Source organism: Pseudonocardia sp. NPDC049635, assembly GCF_040659795.1.
Lineage (GTDB): Bacteria > Actinomycetota > Actinomycetes > Mycobacteriales > Pseudonocardiaceae > Pseudonocardia.
Genome location: NZ_JBFAON010000013.1, coordinates 15,242 through 31,754, shown reverse-complemented (window position 1 = coordinate 31,754; position 16,513 = coordinate 15,242). Strand labels below are relative to the sequence as shown.

Here is a 16,513-nt window from a genome sequence, read left to right as displayed (position 1 = left end):
CATCCCCGCGGCGCCCGGACCGTGAGAATGCCCGCATGCGGATCGGTCTCGTCGGCGCCGGGCCCTGGGCCCGCACCGTGCACGCACCGGCGATCGCCGGCCATCCGCGCTGGACCGCGGCCGGGGTCTGGGCCCGCCGCCCGCCGATGGCGGCCGAGGTCGCCTCGGTCAGCGGTGGTCCCGTCCACGAGCGGATCGACGACCTGTTCGACGCCGTCGACGCCGTCGCGTTCGCCGTTCCGCCCCGGGTCCAGGGTGAGTTCGCGGTGCGGGCGGCGGCGGCCGGGAAGCACGTCGTGCTGGAGAAGCCGCTGGCCGCCGACCTGGCGTCCGCCGAACGGGTCGCCGCCGCGGTCGACGCCGCCGGGGTGTGTTCGGCGACGGTGCTCACGCTGCGCTTCGATCCGGCGACCCGGGCGTGGCTGGAGGCGATCCCGGCGGGCCCGCACGGCCCGGACACCACCGGCACCGCGCGCTGGTTGTCCGGGGCGCTGCTCGGTGGCCCGTTCGCGGCGTCGGCGTGGCGGGCCGAGCACGGTGCGCTGCTCGACGTCGGCCCGCACCTGATCGACCTGCTGGACGCCGCGCTCGGCCCGGTCACCGGCGTCGACCAGGCGCGCCGCGACGAGCCGGACCTGTGGCGGATCGGGCTCGCGCACGCCGGCGGGGCGCGCAGCACGCTCACGCTCTCGCTGCGGATGCCGGTCGATCCGACCGAGTTCGAGGTGTCGGTCGTCGGTGCGGCGGGCCGGCACCGCCTGGGCACCCGCCCGGCCGACGCGGTGGCCTGTTACGCCCGGCTGCTCGACGATCTCGCCGACGCGGTCGCCGCGGGCGATCCTCGGCTCCCGGTCGACGCCCGCCGCGCCCTGCACCTGCAGCGGGTCGTCGACGAGGTACGGCGGACCGTCGGGCGGTGATCAGGGATCGGTGCGGGCGGTCCCGTTGCGCGGGGTCGGCTCGCCGCCGTTCTCCCGGGCCGCTAGCTCCTCGTGCAGGCGCTGCAGCAGGTCCTGCTCGGTCGGGCTGAGCCGGTCGGCCAGGCTGCCGGGCGGTTGCGGCCGGGGCTGCGGTGACGGCCGCGGGACGCCGTTGCGTTCGGCGGGCGCGGCGGCGGCGCTCCCGGCTGCATCGTCGGCCACGAGCAGGTGCCGGGGCCGGTGGGCGCCACCGCCGGCGGGGCTGCCGGACGGCGGCGGTGCCGGCGCGTCGACGATCGGCACGCCGGGTGGCGGGGTCGGGGCGTCGGCCGCGGGGCCGTCCGGAGCGACAGGCCCGGAGGTGGTGCCGGCGTCGCCGATCCACGCCCCGGACGCCCAGTCCCGCAGCCAGGTGTCCTCCTCGGCGGCCGGCAGCGACGGTGCCGGGCTCGGGACGGCCCGCAGCGGCGGCGGCCCGTCACCGGAGCGGGGCGTCGGGCCGGGCTCGGTGGCGCGGAACGCCGCCGGTCCGTCTCCACCGGTGTCCGGTGCGTGGCCGGGCCCGGGCCTCGGGGACGCCGCGGCCGGGTACGGCGACGGGTCACGGTCCGGTCGCCCGTTGCCGCCTGCTCCGGTGCCGATCCCGGGGCGGGTCGGTTCCCGGCCGGTCCCGCCGCCGGTCGTCATCCAGGCGTCCGTCCGTGCCGTCGCGTCGGCCGGCGGGCCGGGGACGACCGACAGCCCGGACGCCGGGGCGACCGGTTCGGCGGGCCGGTGCGCCGCGCGATCGGGTAGCGGTGTGCCGGGCGAGGGCTGCCCGGCGGCGGCGCCGGAGGGCTCCGGACTCCCACCGGGATCGCTGCTGGTGGGGTCCGTGCCGGCGGGGCGTCCACCCGGCTCGGTGGACTCGAACCAGTCTCCCCCGGCGTGCCCGCGCAGTGCGCGGATCGGAGGTGAGGGGCGCGGCGCGGGATGCACCGCCGCGGCGGGCGTCTCGAGGTCGGCCAGGCGGTCATCGGTACCCGGCGCCACGGGCTCCTCCGGGCCGGCGACGTCGAGCGGTCCGGTGCCGGGTACGGGTTCTGCTCCGGGGCCGGCCGACCGGTCGCCCGGCCGCTGCTCACCCGTCGGGACCGGAGCCTGGCCCGGCGCTCGTGCAGCGGCGGGCTCCCCCGTCGTCGCGGCGGCCGCGGAGGGCGCGGCGGTGCCGGCCTGCTCGCTCCGGTCGGCCGGTGCGAAGCGGGTGGGCGAGCCGGGCCGGGCCGGGCCGTCCTGCTCGCCCCGGTCGGCGCGTGTGAACCGTGCAGGGCGCTCGGACGACGAGGAGTCGGCGGGCGCCGATGGCGCGGCCTGCTCCGCTGTGCCGGGTGGTGTTGCTGATTCGCGCGGCTCACTCTGGGCGGTCGGCTCGAACGAGGCGTGCGGCCCGGGCAGCTCGGACGGCTCAGCTGATCCGAACGGCTCGAACGATCCGGACGGTTCGGACCGTTCTGGCGATCCGAACGCCTCGGACGACCCAGACGACTGAGACGACTCAGATGGGTCGGATGAGTCGAGCGGCCGAGGGGGTTCCGACGGCTCGGGTATCCCGGACGGCCCGAACGCTTCGGACGACCCGGACGCCCCGGACGGCCCGAACGCTTCGGACGACCCGAATGCCTCGGACGGCCCGGATGGCCCGAATGCCTCGGATGCCTCGGACGGCCCGAATGCCTCGGACAGCCCGAACGCTTCGGACGACCCTGACGACTCGAACGGCTCGGCGGCCTCAACAGGCTCGCCCGGCGGGAACGGTGCGGCCGGCCCGTACGCCGAGCCGGCGCCGTGCCGCGCGGACGGGAAGCCGAACCTGGACTGTTCGGACCGCCCGGACCGCTCGTCCGGTCCGGACGACCCAGCTGACCCGGCCGGTTCGCTCGTGCCGGGCCGCGAGTCCGGGCCGCGCAGCGCGGACAGGGAGCCGAACCTGCGCCGCTCCGTCGGGTCGGTCGGAGAGCCGGCACCGGGCTGTGTCGACGGGGCGCCGGATCCGGGCAGTGCGGACGTGCGACCGGGATCGTGGTCGGGTGCGGAGGTGCCCCGGCCGAACAGCGACGGCGCGCCCGCCCGGTGGCGCTCCGTCGCCGGACCGGCGCCGCGCTCCTCGATGGGGGCCGCGGGACCGGGACCGAACTCGGCCTGTCCGTCGACGGCCCCGGGTTCGCGTCGCCGGTGCTCGGTGGCCTCGTCGACCGCCCGGGGCAGGTCCCGGTCCGGTCGCGAGCCCCGGTCCCGGTCCGGTCCCGTGGGCAGGTCCCTGCCCGGCCCCGTGAGCCCGGCAGCCCGGCCGGACCCGGTGAATCCGGCGTCGCGACCGGACCCGGTGGGTCCGGTGGGCCCGGTGGACCCGGCGCGGGCGGTGGGCCCGGCCGACGTGCTGGATGCTGCCGCGTCGGCCGGAGCCGGGTCCCGGCGGGCCCCGGAGCGCTCGTCGTCGGTGCCGGCCGGAGGCGGCGGGACCGAGCGGTGCGGCCAACCGTCGCCGGGCGCGCGCCGGGCCGGCCGGACCCCCGCCGGGATCGACCGCTCGTCGACGCGAGGCGTGGGTTCGGCTGCGTCGACCGGCAGCGGCACACCTGCGGCCCGAGCAGCCCGGTGGTACGCGGTGTCCTCGTCGTCGCCGCCGAGAACTTCGACCGACGCGGCGAGCCCGGCCCGCCGCAGGGCGGTCTGCGCCTGGTAGGTCAGCACCTCGGCGGAACCGCCGCCACTCGTGCGGGCCAGCAACAACGGGTGCGGAAGCGGTCCCGGTGCGGAACCGGCCGGGGTCGTCCGCCAGGCCAGCCGCCAGCCGCCGTCGGGAACCGGGACCCCGGCGAGCGCGTCGGCGACGGCCGCGGTCTCCGCTGCCGGTCCACCGCCGGTGAAGCGGTGCGGCATCGCCGCGACCGAGGCGGGGTCACCACGGGGCAGGCAACGGTCGGCGTCGGGCTGGACCCGTCGCGCGGCGGCCTCGGCGATCAGGTCGAGCCGCACCGACGGCGGCAGCACGACCCGGCCGGCGACCAGTTCGGCCACCAGCAGTTCCAGTGCGTGCCCTTCCTCGCCGACGGCGACGAGCTCCCGCCCGGTGGCGAGCAGGTCGTCGTCCACCCGGCCGGCCAGCTCCAGCAACAGCCGGTACGTGGGGTCGGACATGGGGCCTCCTTGTCAGCCGGTGGGCGCCGGCGACCTGCTCCACAGCGACGCGGCGGCGGCGCACGCCGCCGCGTGGTACGGGGTCGGCGGGTCGTCTCCGACCCAGACCTCCACCTGTGGCACGTGCTCGCCGTGCACCCGCAGCAGACGCTGCAGGACGGCGGTCAGCTCGACCGGCCGGTCCGCCGCTCGGACCAGCAGGACCCGCGCGGCGTCGTCCCGCGCGGCGACGAGCAGTTCACCGGCGCCGACCGAGGACACGACCGACACGGCCGACCATGCGGACAGGTTCGCCTCACCCGGCCCGAACGACGGCGGGGGCGGGGGTGCGCCGGCGAGTACCGCGTCGACCAGGCGGCGCGACGGCGATCCCGGGACGACGACCTGGGCCAGCAGGGCGCGTTCGGAGTCGGTGATCCCGATCCGGTGCCGCAGCAGCGTCCGCGGCAGGGTCGCGCTCAGCGCGTCCGAGTCACCGGCGGCCAGCCAGTTCCGCATCCGCCACAGCAGCTCGTCCGGAACCCGCCCGGCCAGCTGCAGCAGCAGCTCGTGCCCGGCCTGTGCGGTCCCCTCGGCTGCACCCATGGCCCGTCCGCTCAGCCGACCTCGACGGTCAGCTCGACCTCGACCGGGACGTCCAGTGGCAGTACGGCGACCCCGACCGCGGAGCGGGCGTGCGCCCCTGCTTCGCCGAACACCTCGCCGAGCAGGTCCGAGGCACCGTTGATCACTCCGGGCTGCCCGGTGAAGGACGGGTCGGAGGCCACGAAGCCGACCACCTTGACCACGCCGGTGACGGCGTCGAGGCCGACCAGGTCGTCGATCGCGGCGAGCGCGTTCAACGTGCAGATGCGGGCCAGGCGGTAGGCCTCCTCCGGTGTGACGCCGGCGCCGACCTTGCCGGTCGCGGCGATCGCACCGTCGACGAAGGGGACCTGGCCGGAGGTGAACACCAGGTTCCCGGTGCGCCGGGCCGGGATGTAGGCGCCGGCAGGCGCCGCGACCGCGGGCAGGGCCAGGCCCAGCTCCTCGAGGCGGGCGAGTGCGCTCACTGCTGCACCGGGCGCTTGAAGAAGGCGACGAGCTGCTCGGCGTTCGCGCCGGCCGTGACGGTGACCAGCTCCCAGCCGTCCTGCCCGAAGTTGTCCAGGATCGCCTTGGTGTTGTGGATTAACAGGGGGGCGGTCAGGTATTCCCATTTCACAGCCGGGGAGCTCATGGCCGGACTCTAACCCGGCGGTCCGTGGACGGGCCGCACTCCCGCGACGGATGGCGGTCTGACTGCGACGGGCGTCGGTGTGGGGCCCGCCTCGTCGACGGGCCGCCCGCGGAGGTCCTCCGTACGGTGGACGTGTGACGACGACCGTCCACCCCGGCCGAGGGGACAGTGGAGACAGCGTGACCGGCACAGGTCCTCCGGTGGCCTGGCCTGCCGCTCTCGCGCGGGCGCGGCTGCACGTCGTGTCCGGCAAGGGGGGCACCGGGAAGACCACGGTGGCTGCGGCGCTCGCGCTGGCACTGGCCACCGGCGGACGGCGCGTGCTGCTGGTCGAGGTCGAGAACCGGCAGGGCATCGCGCAGGTGTTCGACACCGCGCCGCTGCCCTACGAGGAGCGCAGGATCGCGGTCGCACCGGGCGGCGGCGAGGTCCGCGCGCTCGCGGTCGACACCGAGGCCGCCCTGCTGGAGTACTTCGAGATGTTCTACCGGCTGGGTGTGGCCGGCCGGACGCTGCGCCGGATGGGTGCCATCGAGTTCGCGACCACCCTCGCCCCGGGCCTGCGTGACGTGCTGCTCACCGGTAAGGCGAAGGAGTGCGTCACCCGCACCGAGTCCGACGGACGGCCCGCCTACGACGCGGTCGTCCTCGACGCGCCCCCGACCGGCCGGTTGGTCACCTTCCTCGACGTGACCAAGGCGATGGCCGACCTGGCGAAGGTCGGCCCGATCCACGGCCAGGCCGAAGGGGTCAACCAGCTGATCCATTCACCGCTGACCGCGGTGCACCTGGTCACGTTGCTCTCCGACCTGCCGGTCAGCGAGACCCTGGACGCGGTCGCCGAGCTGGGCCGGGCGCAGATCGGGGTCGGCACCGTCGTCGTCAACCGGATGCGTGAGCAGTGGCTGCCGGACCGGTCGCTCACCGCCGCGGCCGGGGGCCGGGTGGACGCGGGCCGGATCCGCAACGGGCTGCAGAGCGCCGGGATCGAACTCGCCCCGCACGAGATCGACGGCCTGGTCGCGGAGACGGTGGAGCACGCCGTCGCGGTCGCCGGGGAGACCGCCGCGCTGCGCAGGCTGGACACCGAACCCGACCCGCCGTTGCCCCGGCTGACGCTGCCCGAGGTGCTCGGTGGCGTCGACCTGGGTGCGCTCTACGAGCTCGCGGAGTCGATGACGGCACAGGGCGTGTGGCTGGAGGCCCGCCGATGAACGAGCTCGACGTGCTCGACGTCGACGCGCTGATCGACGACCCGGCGACGAAGGTCGTCGTCTGCTGCGGCTCCGGTGGCGTCGGGAAGACGACGACGTCGGCGGCGCTGGCCCTGCGGGCCGCCGAACGGGGTCGTCAGGTCGTCGTGCTCACCATCGACCCGGCGCGCAGGCTGGCGCAGGCGCTCGGCCTGGACGAGTTGTCCAACGACCCGGCGCCGGTCCGGGAGGCGCGCGGCGACCTCGCGGCGATGATGCTGGACATGCGGCGCACCTTCGACGAGATGGTGCAGGGCCACGCCCCGCCCGACCGGGCCGAGAAGATCATCGAAAACCCGTTCTACCAGGTCATCTCGTCGTCGTTCTCCGGTACGCAGGAGTACATGGCGATGGAGAAGCTGGGGCAGCTGGTCGCCGCGGGCACCTGGGACCTGGTCGTCGTCGACACCCCGCCGTCACGCTCGGCGCTGGACTTCCTGGACGCCCCGCAGCGGATGTCGCGTTTCCTCGACGGCCGGATGATCCGGTTGCTCGCCGCGCCGGCCCGGGCCGGCGGCCGGGGCCTGAGACGCATCGTCGAGGCCGGTTTCGGTTTGTTCGCCAAGGCGGTCGGGACGATCATCGGCGGCCAGATGCTGCAGGACGCGTCGGCGTTCGTCCAGGCCTTCGACACGCTGTTCGGCGGCTTCGCCGAGCGGGCCGAGAAGACCTACGCGTTGCTGCGTTCCCCGGGCACCGCGTTCCTGGTGGTCGCCGCACCGGAACCGGACGCGCTGCGTGAGGCCGCCTACTTCACCGACCGGTTGACCTCGGAGGACATGCCCCTGGCCGGGCTGGTGCTGAACCGGACGCATCCGGTGCTGGCGCCGGTGTCGGCCGCCCGCGCCCGGGCCGCGGCCGAGCAGGTCGGCGGGCCCGGTTCGCAGATCGCGGCGGCGGTGCTGCGCCTGCACGCGGACCGGGTCGATCTGCACGAGCGCGAGGAGCACCTGCTCACCCGGTTCTCCGCGGCGCACCCGTTGGTGCCGGTGGTGCGGGTGCCGTCGCTGGCCGGTGACATCGCCGACCTGGACGGGCTCCGGCGCGTCGGGAGCCTGCTGGCCGGCGACACCGGGTCCGGGGCCGCGGCGGCGGGGAGCTGACCGGCCGGCCGGTCAGACCATCTCGAAGAAGATCATCGGATTGGTGGCGGTGCCGCGCGCCCCGGTGAGGCCGATCTCGGCGCGTACCCGATCCAGCAGACGCAGGGTGCCCCGGGCGGCGGGCCGGGCGGCGGTGAACCAGTCGACGTCCCGCTCGCGCAGCCAGCGCAGCACCTCGGCGCCCTCGGTGAACGGACGGGCCCAGCGCAGATGGAAGACGTCGTGCACGCTCGTCGGGGTGCCCCGCGTGATCCGCGGGAACAGGTTCGCCAGGTACCAGCGGGCGAACCGGCGCCCGTGGTCGGCGTCCACGAACAGGTAGCCGGTGTCCGCCGGGATCTCGTCGGCGGTGTCCCGGACGTCGCCCCGGTGGAAGGTCCACCGGTCCCGCGCCAGCTCCGGCGGGACCGACCGCCGCACGTGGTCGACGAGGTCGAACGAGTGCAGGTGGCCGTGCCCGTTGTCGCGCAACGCGGACAGCATCCAGGTGGTGGACCAGCCGTGGTGCGTCCCGATCTCGACGACGTGGGCCGGTCGGTGGTGGCGCAGCAACAGGTAGGTCAGCTCGGCCTCGACGTCGTCGAGCTGGGGGACCACCGTGGGCGAGGTGTCGAGGAAGGCCCGCTGCTGCGCGATGACGGCGGCGAGATCGTCGGCGTAGCGCCGGTAGAGGCCGCTCAGGAACGCCGGGCGGTCGGTCGTCTGCACGTTCCGGATCCTGTCACGGGTGATCGCGACCGGTGGGGACGGCGGTCAGGCACCGCGCGTCCGACCGGAGTAGTGGTCGGTGCGCGCCCGGCCGAGCAGCTCCGCCCAGTCGTCGACGTCCGGGCGGCGGCGCAGCAACGCGCGGCGTTCCCGCTCGGTCGTGCCGCCCCACACACCGAACTCGACCTGCTGGTCGAGCGCGTGCGCCAGGCATTCGGTGCGGACCGGGCAGGCGAAGCAGAACTCGCGGGCCTCCCGCTGCCGGGCCCCGGTGACGAACAGGTCCTCGGCGTCGGCGGTGCGGCACCGGGCGGCGGCCCGCCAGTTCCAGACCGCGCCCGACGGCCGCGGCCGGGCCGGACGCAGCCGGGGTTTCCCGGTGCGGCGCGAGTCGATCGGGGTGACGTTGTTGTCGGTCATGACGAGGGCCCCTCGGCGGTCCGGGCGGGCCTCCCAGCGGGCCCGCGTTTGCGACACCCCCGATTCTCGGGAGCGCGGGCCGTCACCGGCAGCGCGCAAAACTACGCAACCCGGGGGCCCGGGCCTCACGGATTCGACACGCCGCGGGTCGTACGCTTGGACCGTGAGGTTCCCCCGGCGTCTGCTCCGCCCGATCGGCGTGCTCGCGGGCCTGTGCGTCCTGCTCGGCGTCATCACGGCCGGGATGGCGTTCCCGCTGGCCGGTGGGCTCGGGGTGGTGTCGAACGCCGCCGGGGACAGCGTCACCTCCAGCGCGGTCGACCTGGTCAACAACCCCGTCCCGCGGACGACCACGCTGACCGACTCCGAGGGGCGCCCGATCGCCTACCTGTTCGACCAGAACCGGACAGAGGTGACCAACGAGCAGATCTCGCCCGCGATGAAGGCTGCGACGCTGGCCATCGAGGACCGCCGGTTCTACGACCACGACGGCGTGGACTGGCAGGGGACGCTGCGCGCCGTCGTCGCCAACTCCACCTCCGGCGACGTCGTCCAGGGCGCCTCGACGCTCACCCAGCAGTACGTCAAGAACTACATGCTCTACGTCGAGGCCCGGACCGAGGCCGAGCGGCTCAAGGCGACCGAGCAGACCGCGGCCCGCAAGCTGAAGGAGGCACGGGTCGCGCTGCAGCTGGAGCGCCAGCTCAGCAAGGACGAGATCCTCAACCGCTACCTGAACATGGTGTTCTACGGCAACGGTTCCTACGGCGTGGCGGCGGCGGCACGGACGTACTTCAACACCACACCGGACCGGCTGACGGTCCCGCAGGCGGCGATGCTCGCCGGGATGGTCCAGTCGACGACCCGCTTCGACCCCGTCCGGAACCCGGACACCGCCACCCAGCGCCGGAACGTGGTCATCGACCAGATGCGCGACCAGGGCATGATCGACGAGGCCCAGGCGGAGGAGGCCATGGCGGCCCCGATCGGGATCGTGGACCCGCTGGTCCGGGTGCCGAACGGCTGCATCGGCGCGGGTGACACCGGCTTCTTCTGCAAGTACGTCGTCCAGTACCTGACCGAGGCAGGCTTCACCGAGGAGCAGATCCTCCGCGGCGGCTACACGATCCGCACGACGCTGGACCGTCGGGCGATGCAGGAGGTCAAGGCCGCACTGGACCGCGAGGTCGCGCCGGACACCCCGAACGTCGCGAACGTGATGTCGCTGGTGGCGCCGGGCAAGGAACAGCACCGGGTGCTGGCGATGGGTTCGAGCCGCACGTTCGGGCTGAACGCCGACGCCGAGGAGACCAGCTACGGCCTGCCGTACCAGCCGGTGAACCTGGGCGCCGGCTCGACGTACAAGATCTTCACCGCGGCCACCGCGCTGGAGAAGGGCCTGGGCATCAACTACTCGATGCAGGTCCCGCCGTCCGGTTACGCGTCCCCGATCTACGCCGACGGTGGCGGGCGCCCGGTGCCCGTGCGCAACGCCAGCGAGGGGCTCCCGCCGCGGATGAGCCTCACCGACGCGCTCGCCCAGTCGCCGAACACCGCGTTCATCAAGCTTCTGGAGTTCACCGGGGTCCCGGACGTCGTCGACATGTCGGTCCGGCTCGGGATGAAGTCGCTGGCGACGACCCCCTTCGTCGACCCGGGCACCGGCCGGCGGACCGACCGCTCGATCGCCGAGGTGATCAAGGAGCAGAAGCTGGCGTCGTTCACCCTCGGTGTGACGCCGACCAGCGTGCTGGAGCTGGCCAACGTCGGCGCCACGCTGTTCTCCGAGGGCATGTGGTGCCCGCCGTCGCCGATCGACTCGATCACCGACGCGAACGGTGAGGACGTCCCGATCACCGAGGAGCCCTGCCAGCAGGCCGTCGAGCCGGGACTGGCGAACACGTTGGTGCACGGCATGAGCCAGGACGACATCTCCGGCACCTCGGCGGCCGCGGCGCGAGCGGCGGGCTGGACGCGACCGATGGCGGGCAAGACCGGTACCACCCAGCAGAACAAGTCCGCGGCGTTCCTCGGAGCGGTGCCGGAGATGTCCGGCGCGGTCATCACCTTCGACAACTCGAACTCCCCGCGTCCGCTGTGCGACGGCGGCAACGGCCCGTTCGCCTGCAGCAACGGCAACATCTTCGGTGGCAAGACACCCGCCCGCACCTGGTACGGCGCGGTGTCACCGCTGGTGGCGGGGACGCCGCCGACCCCGCTGCCGCCGCCCGACCCGCGTTACCTCGACGGCGGTGCCGAGTCCCGGATCCCGGACGTCGTCGGCCGCTCGCTGGGCGCGGCCCGCGCGGAGCTGGAGGGCGCGGGCTGGCAGGTGACGACCCGGACCGTGGACAACCGGGCCCCGGAGGGGACCGTCGTCGGGCAGGAGCCGCGCGGCGCGGCGCTACCGGGTGAGCAGGTCACCCTGCAGATCAGCAGCGGGACGGTGCCCGCCCCTCCGCCTCCTCCCGGGCCGCCGCAGGGCGCGGTCCCGCCCGACGGCGAGGGCCCGCCACCCGGGGACGGCGGGTCCCCGAACGGTGATCAGGGCGAGGGTGATCAGGGCGACGGTGGCCAGGGGGACGGTGGACCACCGCCCGGTGAGAACGGTGACGGGCCTCCCGAGGGCGGCTGACCGATGGTCCGTCGGCCGGGCACGACCATCACCCGGTCGGGCGTGGATCGGCGGTGAAGCGCTTCGGGACGGGGCATCGCTGCTGGTCACGACCTAGCATGCGAGCATGGCCGTGCGGTGGAGGAGCAGGCGCACCGCGCCGGCCCCGGCCGACGAGGGACGCTGGGGCGTGGCGCGGTTGGTCGCCGAGCGCGAGGCCGCACGGCTGGCCTCCGCTCGGGCCGGCCGAGTCCCGGTGGCGGACAGCGATCCAGCGGCCGAGAGCGATCCGGGGGGCGGCAGGGCCCCCGCGGCCGAGAGCGAGCCGGCGGCTGAGAGCGATCCGGTGGCCGAGAGTGATCCGGCGGGCGGAAGGGGCCCCGCGGCCGACAGTGATCCGGCGGGTGACAGGGGCCCGGTGGCCGGCACCGGTTGCGACGAACATCCCGATCCGCGGGTGGGGCGTGACGCCGCTCCGGCCGCGCCCCGGACGGAGGACGGCGAACCGGTGCCGCACCCCGGCCCCGTCTCGCTCGAGGTGCCCCGCGGCACAGGGGTTCCCGGGCCGCGGACACCGGACCCGGGGCGCCCTACCCTGCCCGCTCCCCGGCGCGCACCTGCCGAGCCGTCCCGCGGGCTGCCCTCCCCCCGGGGCCCGATCGGCGGCACCGAACCGCAGGCGCTGATCTACCGCCCACCCGCGGTGCCGGCCCGCCCGCCGGTGGAACTCGAGCCCGGGCTGATCGGCTTCTCCCGGCTGACCCGCGGACGCCACGGCGCGCGGGCGTTCACCCTGGCTTTCGTGGCGATCTACCTGGTGATCGTCGTCCAGACGCTGTCGACCATCTTCTGAGGCGCCGGGCGCGGCCCGCGGACCGTCGGACGTCCCGACTACCCTGGCCGTCAGGGCGCCCCCGATCCCCGGAGTTCCCGAGAATCGTTGTCCGCCACGGTCGCGATCCGTGAGGAGGTGAGCCGCGATCACCACGCCCGCGTCACCGCAGCCCGCCTCCACCGCGCACCGGATCTCCTCGGTGCTGGCGATCCCCGCGTTCCGCAGGCTGTGGTCGGTCACCGCGCTCACCTCGACCGGTGAGTGGATGTCGTTGCTGGCGCTCACGTCGCTGGCGACGCATCTCACGGCGGGCGCCGGCTACACCGCGCAGAGCTTCGCGCTCGGCGGGGTCGTCGCCACGAAGCTGCTTCCCTCGTTGCTGCTCGGGCCGCTGGCCGGGGTGCTGGCCGACCGGTTCGACCGGCGCAAGGTCATGGTCACCTGCGACCTGCTGAAGTTCGGCCTGCTGATCTCGATCCCGTTCGTCGGGTCGCTGTGGTGGCTGCTCGTGGTCACCCTGCTGATCGAGCTATGCACCATGTTCTGGATCCCGGCCAAGGACTCGGCGGTCCCCAACCTGCTGCGCCGGCCGGACCAGATGGAGGCCGCCGCCCAGCTCGGCCTGGTCGTCACCTACGGCGTCGCGGTCCTCGCGGGGGCCGGGCTCTTCGCGCTGGTCAGCAAGGTCGCCCCGCTCGTCGACACCGATCCGGTGACGGTGGTGCACATCGCGCTGCTGGTCAACTCGTTCGCCTTTCTCACCTCCGCGCTGGTCGTGTTCTTCCGGATCCCGGAGGTGTCCGGGCGGACGAGTGCGGCGGACCGGCGGCAGGCGCCGCCGTCGATGCTGTTCCTGCTCCGCGACGGCTTCCGGTTCGTGGTCGACACCCCGCTGGTGCGCGGCCTGGTCATCGGCATCGTCGGTGCCTTCACCGCGGGCGGCGCGGTGATCGCCACCGCCAAGCTCTACGCGTCCAGCCTCGGTGGTGGTGACGCCGCGTACTCGGTGCTGTTCGGGGCGGTGTTCGCCGGGCTCGCGATCGGAATGGGGATCGGGCCGCGGCTGGCCCAGCGGCTGCCGCACAACCGCTTGTTCGGCACCGCCATCGTCGCCGCCGGACTGTCGCTCGTCGTCGTCTCGGTGGCCGTGCACCTGTTCATGGCGATCGCCGCGGTCATGTTCGTCGGTGCCTTCGCCGGGATCGCCTTCCTCACCGGGCTGACGATCATCGGCACCCAGGTCGCCGACGGGATCCGGGGCCGGATCAACGCCTTCGTCCAGTCACTGGTGCGGTTGGTGCTGCTCGGCTCGATGTCACTGGTGCCGGTCGTGGTCGGTCTGGTCGCGGCCCGGACGATCACCGTCGGTGGGGCCGAGTTCCTGGTCGACGGCACCCGGTTCGTGCTGGCGGGGGGCGGCCTCATCGCCGCGGTGGTCGGCACCATCGCCTACCGGCAGATGGACGACCGCGGGTTCGAGCCCCTGGTCAAGGAGCTGGTCTCGGCGCTGCGCTCCGGTGAGCGGCGTACCGGCGCGGGTGTGCTGATCGCGGTCGAGGGGGCGACACCGCAGGACACGGCCGATCAGGCACGCCGGCTCGCCGGCACGCTGCGTGGGCTGGGGTACGACGTCGTCGAGCCGGAGCACCCCGAGCAGGCCGGGGCCGAGGCCGAGCTCGCGGGGTTGCGCGCGAGGGCACTCGCCGCGGCCGCGGCACGGGCGGACCTCGTCGAACGGGTGGTGCGGCCCTCGCTCGCCGCCGGAGCGGTCGTCGTCGTGGACCGCTTCGTGGCCGGGCCGCTCGCCCGGTTCGGGGTCGCCGCCGAGCAGACCGGTACCGGGCCGGACGACGGCGAGCTGCAGAGCCTCGCCCGCTGGGCGACCGGCGGCCTGCGCCCCGATCTGACGGTGTTGCTGGACCGGGCGCCGCCGGCCCGCCCGGAGCCCGGGGTGGCTGGTGTCGAGCACGCCCGGGTACAGCGGCTGCTGGCGCGCGCCCTGGGCCCGGAACCGGGGCGGCACGTCGTCGTCGACGCCGACGGTGACAGCGACGAGGTCGCCGCCCGTGTCCGGGACGGTGTGCTGCCGCTGCTGCCCGGGGCGCCGGGTGTCGTCGTGCCGGAGGGAAGGCCGTGAGCGTCTGGGCGGACGTCGTCGGCCAGCCCGCCGCCGTCGCGGAGCTGGGCGCGGCGGCGTCCGATCCCACCGCCATGACACACGCCTGGTTGTTCACCGGGCCCCCCGGCTCCGGGCGCTCCAATGCGGCGCGGGCCTTCGCGGCCGCGCTGCAGTGTCCGTACCAGGGTTGCGGTGAGTGCGCGTCCTGCCGGACGGTGCTGGCCGGCACGCACTCCGACGTGCGCGAGGTCGTCCCGGAGGGCCTGTCGATCTCGGTCGCCGAGATGCGCTCGCTGGTGCAGCTCGCCGCACGTCGTCCGGCGACCGGCCGCTGGCAGATCGTGATCATCGCCGACGCCGACCGGCTCACCGAGGGCGCGTCGAACGCGCTGCTCAAGGCGGTCGAGGAGCCGGCCCCGGAGACGGTGTTCCTGCTGTGCGCACCGTCGGACCACCCCGACGACGTCCCGGTCACGATCCGCTCCCGTTGCCGGATGGTGCATCTGCGCAGCCCGTCCGCCGAGGCCGTGGCCGGCGTGCTGCGCGACCGCGACGGGATCGATCCGGAGCAGGCGCAGTGGGCGGCGTCGGTGTGCGGCGGGCACGTCGGCCGGGCCCGGCGCCTCGCGCGTGACGCCCAGGCGCGGGCCCGCCGGGAGGAGATCCTCGGCGTGCCGACGAAACTGCGCCGCCTGGGTGATGCGTTCTTCCACGCCGAGGCGTTGATCCGGTCCGCGGAGGGTGAGGCCGAGGAGCTGCGGTCCTCCCGGGACGACGCCGAACGCGAGGAACTGGCCGTCGCCATGGGTGCCGGCGGCACCGGCAAGGGCGCTGCGACGGCCGCCCGGTCGGCGAAGGCAGCCGAGCGCGACCTGGAGAAGCGCCAGAAGAGCCGTGCGACCCGGACCCAGCGCGACGCCCTGGACCGCGCCCTGGTGGACCTCGCCGGCTTCTACCGGGACGCGATCGTCGTCGCGTGCGGCGCGCAGGTGCCGCTGACCAACCCGGACCGGGACCGCGAGGTCCGGCTCGCCGCGTCCGAATGGGGGGCGGAGTCGTCGCTGCGCAGGCTGGAGGCGGTGCTGGCCTGCCGGGAGGCGCTCGAGCAGAACGTCAAGCCGCGGATCGCGGTCGAGGCGATGATGACCGCCCTGCACCGGGGATGACCGGCCGCTGAGCCGCACCGTCCTGCTCGACGTGCTCCCCGCGGCACTTCCGGTCCCGCGCACGGGGTCGCACTTCCCGGCCGCGGGACTCGCCATCTCGGCCGCACTCGCGTCGTCGATCCGCGCTTCGTGGCGACCATGTGCCTGCGGTGGCGCAACAAGGAAGTCTGTGGCGAGGTTTCTGCAGGTCCGGCTGCTAGGGTTCGACTGTGTCCGTCGTTGATGGCCCGGTGCCGTCCGGGGAGGTCACCGCCACTCGAGACGGGCGTGTGACGATCCCGGCACAGCTGCGGCGAGCGGCGGGGATCGAACCGGGGTCGCGGTTGGTGCTCTACCTCGACCACGGCCGGGTCGTGATCGAGGAACGGGCGCACCTGCTGGCCCGTATCCAGCAGGAGGCGATCGACGCCGCCACCGCCGCCGGGATCACCGGCAGCGCCGTCGACGAACTCCTGGCCGAGCGCCGCGCCGAGACCGCCCGCGACAGCGACACCCCACCCACCATCGCCGATACGGGCGCCCCGGTCGGAGACGGTGGTGCGCCGTGAGCGTGGTCCTTGATGCCAGCGCGATCCTGGCCCTGATCTACCGCGAACCCGGCCACGAACGCGTCGCCGCGGCGCTGCCCGGCGTGATCGCCTCCACCGTCAACTGGGCCGAGGTCATCACCACCCTGACCCGACGCGGCCACCCCGACCCCGTGACCGCCACCGAAGCCATCCGCGCACTCGGTATCGACCTCGCCCCGTTCACCCCGCACCAGGCCGTACAGGCCGGGCTGCTGTGGACCACCACCGCCCCGGCCGGGCTGTCCCTCGGCGACCGTGCCTGCCTCGCCACCGCCCACACCACCGACGAGGCCGACACCGTCCTGACCAGCGACCGCGCCTGGGCCGACCTCGACAGCAGCACGCGGATCGAACTCATCCGGTAGGAACACCGAGGCCTCCCTGGCCGCGCAGCAACGGTGCGCCCGTGC

The 16,513-nt window shown here is 74.7% G+C and carries 15 protein-coding genes; 9 read left to right on the top strand and 6 right to left on the bottom strand.

All coding sequences use genetic code 11. From position 1 onward, the window contains the following. Positions 1-35: 35 nt before the first annotated feature. Positions 36-920 (top strand): Gfo/Idh/MocA family oxidoreductase, encoded by an 885-nt coding sequence (locus AB0J24_RS16940; RefSeq protein ID WP_358682101.1) that lies wholly within the window; start codon positions 36-38, stop codon positions 918-920. Here AB0J24_RS16940 and AB0J24_RS16935 read toward each other — a convergent pair whose 3' ends face one another. The 4 genes from AB0J24_RS16935 to AB0J24_RS16920 are packed head-to-tail and all read right to left on the bottom strand — an operon-like array spanning position 921 to position 5,316. Continuing rightward, positions 921-4,097: a hypothetical protein gene (locus AB0J24_RS16935; protein WP_358682099.1), complete on the bottom strand. Its 3,177-nt coding sequence runs from the start codon at positions 4,095-4,097 to the stop codon at positions 921-923. It lies immediately after the preceding gene. Between the two features lie 12 nt (positions 4,098-4,109). Then, a complete protein-coding gene (locus AB0J24_RS16930) occupies positions 4,110-4,682 on the bottom strand; it encodes a hypothetical protein (protein WP_358682096.1) in 573 nt (190 codons plus the stop codon). A gap of 11 nt (positions 4,683-4,693) precedes the next feature. After that, a complete protein-coding gene (locus AB0J24_RS16925) occupies positions 4,694-5,149 on the bottom strand; it encodes a RidA family protein (protein ID WP_358682093.1) in 456 nt (151 codons plus the stop codon). Next, positions 5,146-5,316 carry a DUF4177 domain-containing protein gene (locus AB0J24_RS16920; RefSeq protein ID WP_085914543.1) on the bottom strand — a complete coding sequence of 57 codons (171 nt, stop codon included), beginning with the start codon at positions 5,314-5,316 and terminating at the stop codon, positions 5,146-5,148. The genes AB0J24_RS16925 and AB0J24_RS16920 overlap by 4 nt, the downstream gene beginning before the upstream one ends. 179 nt (positions 5,317-5,495) lie before the next feature. On the opposite strand from AB0J24_RS16920, the gene AB0J24_RS16915 reads away from it, so the two are divergent. Beyond that, positions 5,496-6,530: an ArsA-related P-loop ATPase gene (locus tag AB0J24_RS16915; RefSeq protein WP_358682090.1), complete on the top strand. Its 1,035-nt coding sequence runs from the start codon at positions 5,496-5,498 to the stop codon at positions 6,528-6,530. Continuing rightward, positions 6,527-7,672: an ArsA family ATPase gene (locus tag AB0J24_RS16910; RefSeq protein ID WP_358682087.1), complete on the top strand. Its 1,146-nt coding sequence runs from the start codon at positions 6,527-6,529 to the stop codon at positions 7,670-7,672. The genes AB0J24_RS16915 and AB0J24_RS16910 overlap by 4 nt, the downstream gene beginning before the upstream one ends. Positions 7,673-7,684: 12 nt before the next feature. On the opposite strand, the gene AB0J24_RS16905 is transcribed toward AB0J24_RS16910, so the two are convergent. Together AB0J24_RS16905 and AB0J24_RS16900 are read right to left on the bottom strand one after the other, a co-directional pair. Then, the gene (locus AB0J24_RS16905; RefSeq protein ID WP_358682084.1) at positions 7,685-8,380 is read right to left on the bottom strand and encodes a class I SAM-dependent methyltransferase; all 696 of its coding nucleotides are present in this window, start codon (positions 8,378-8,380) and stop codon (positions 7,685-7,687) included. 45 nt (positions 8,381-8,425) lie between these two features. After that, a complete protein-coding gene (locus tag AB0J24_RS16900) occupies positions 8,426-8,800 on the bottom strand; it encodes a WhiB family transcriptional regulator (RefSeq protein ID WP_358682081.1) in 375 nt (124 codons plus the stop codon). A 163-nt stretch (positions 8,801-8,963) separates the two neighbouring features. Between AB0J24_RS16900 and AB0J24_RS16895 the strand changes: the two genes are divergently transcribed. The 6 genes from AB0J24_RS16895 (at position 8,964) to AB0J24_RS16870 (ending at position 16,468) form a co-directional block, all read left to right on the top strand. Continuing rightward, entirely contained in the window at positions 8,964-11,435 is a 2,472-nt protein-coding gene (locus AB0J24_RS16895) for a penicillin-binding protein (RefSeq protein WP_358682078.1), read from the top strand. 397 nt (positions 11,436-11,832) lie between these two features. After that, the gene (locus AB0J24_RS16890; RefSeq protein WP_358682075.1) at positions 11,833-12,267 is read left to right on the top strand and encodes a hypothetical protein; all 435 of its coding nucleotides are present in this window, start codon (positions 11,833-11,835) and stop codon (positions 12,265-12,267) included. 181 nt (positions 12,268-12,448) lie between these two features. After that, positions 12,449-14,386: an MFS transporter gene (locus AB0J24_RS16885; protein ID WP_358682073.1), complete on the top strand. Its 1,938-nt coding sequence runs from the start codon at positions 12,449-12,451 to the stop codon at positions 14,384-14,386. Continuing rightward, entirely contained in the window at positions 14,383-15,534 is a 1,152-nt protein-coding gene (locus AB0J24_RS16880; protein ID WP_358682070.1) for a DNA polymerase III subunit delta', read from the top strand. The genes AB0J24_RS16885 and AB0J24_RS16880 overlap by 4 nt, the downstream gene beginning before the upstream one ends. 209 nt (positions 15,535-15,743) lie before the next feature. Then, a complete protein-coding gene (locus AB0J24_RS16875) occupies positions 15,744-16,082 on the top strand; it encodes an AbrB/MazE/SpoVT family DNA-binding domain-containing protein (RefSeq protein ID WP_358682067.1) in 339 nt (112 codons plus the stop codon). Next, complete coding sequence (locus AB0J24_RS16870; protein WP_358682064.1) at positions 16,079-16,468, top strand: type II toxin-antitoxin system VapC family toxin; 390 nt, start codon at positions 16,079-16,081, stop codon at positions 16,466-16,468. The genes AB0J24_RS16875 and AB0J24_RS16870 overlap by 4 nt, the downstream gene beginning before the upstream one ends. Positions 16,469-16,513 lie beyond the last annotated feature (45 nt).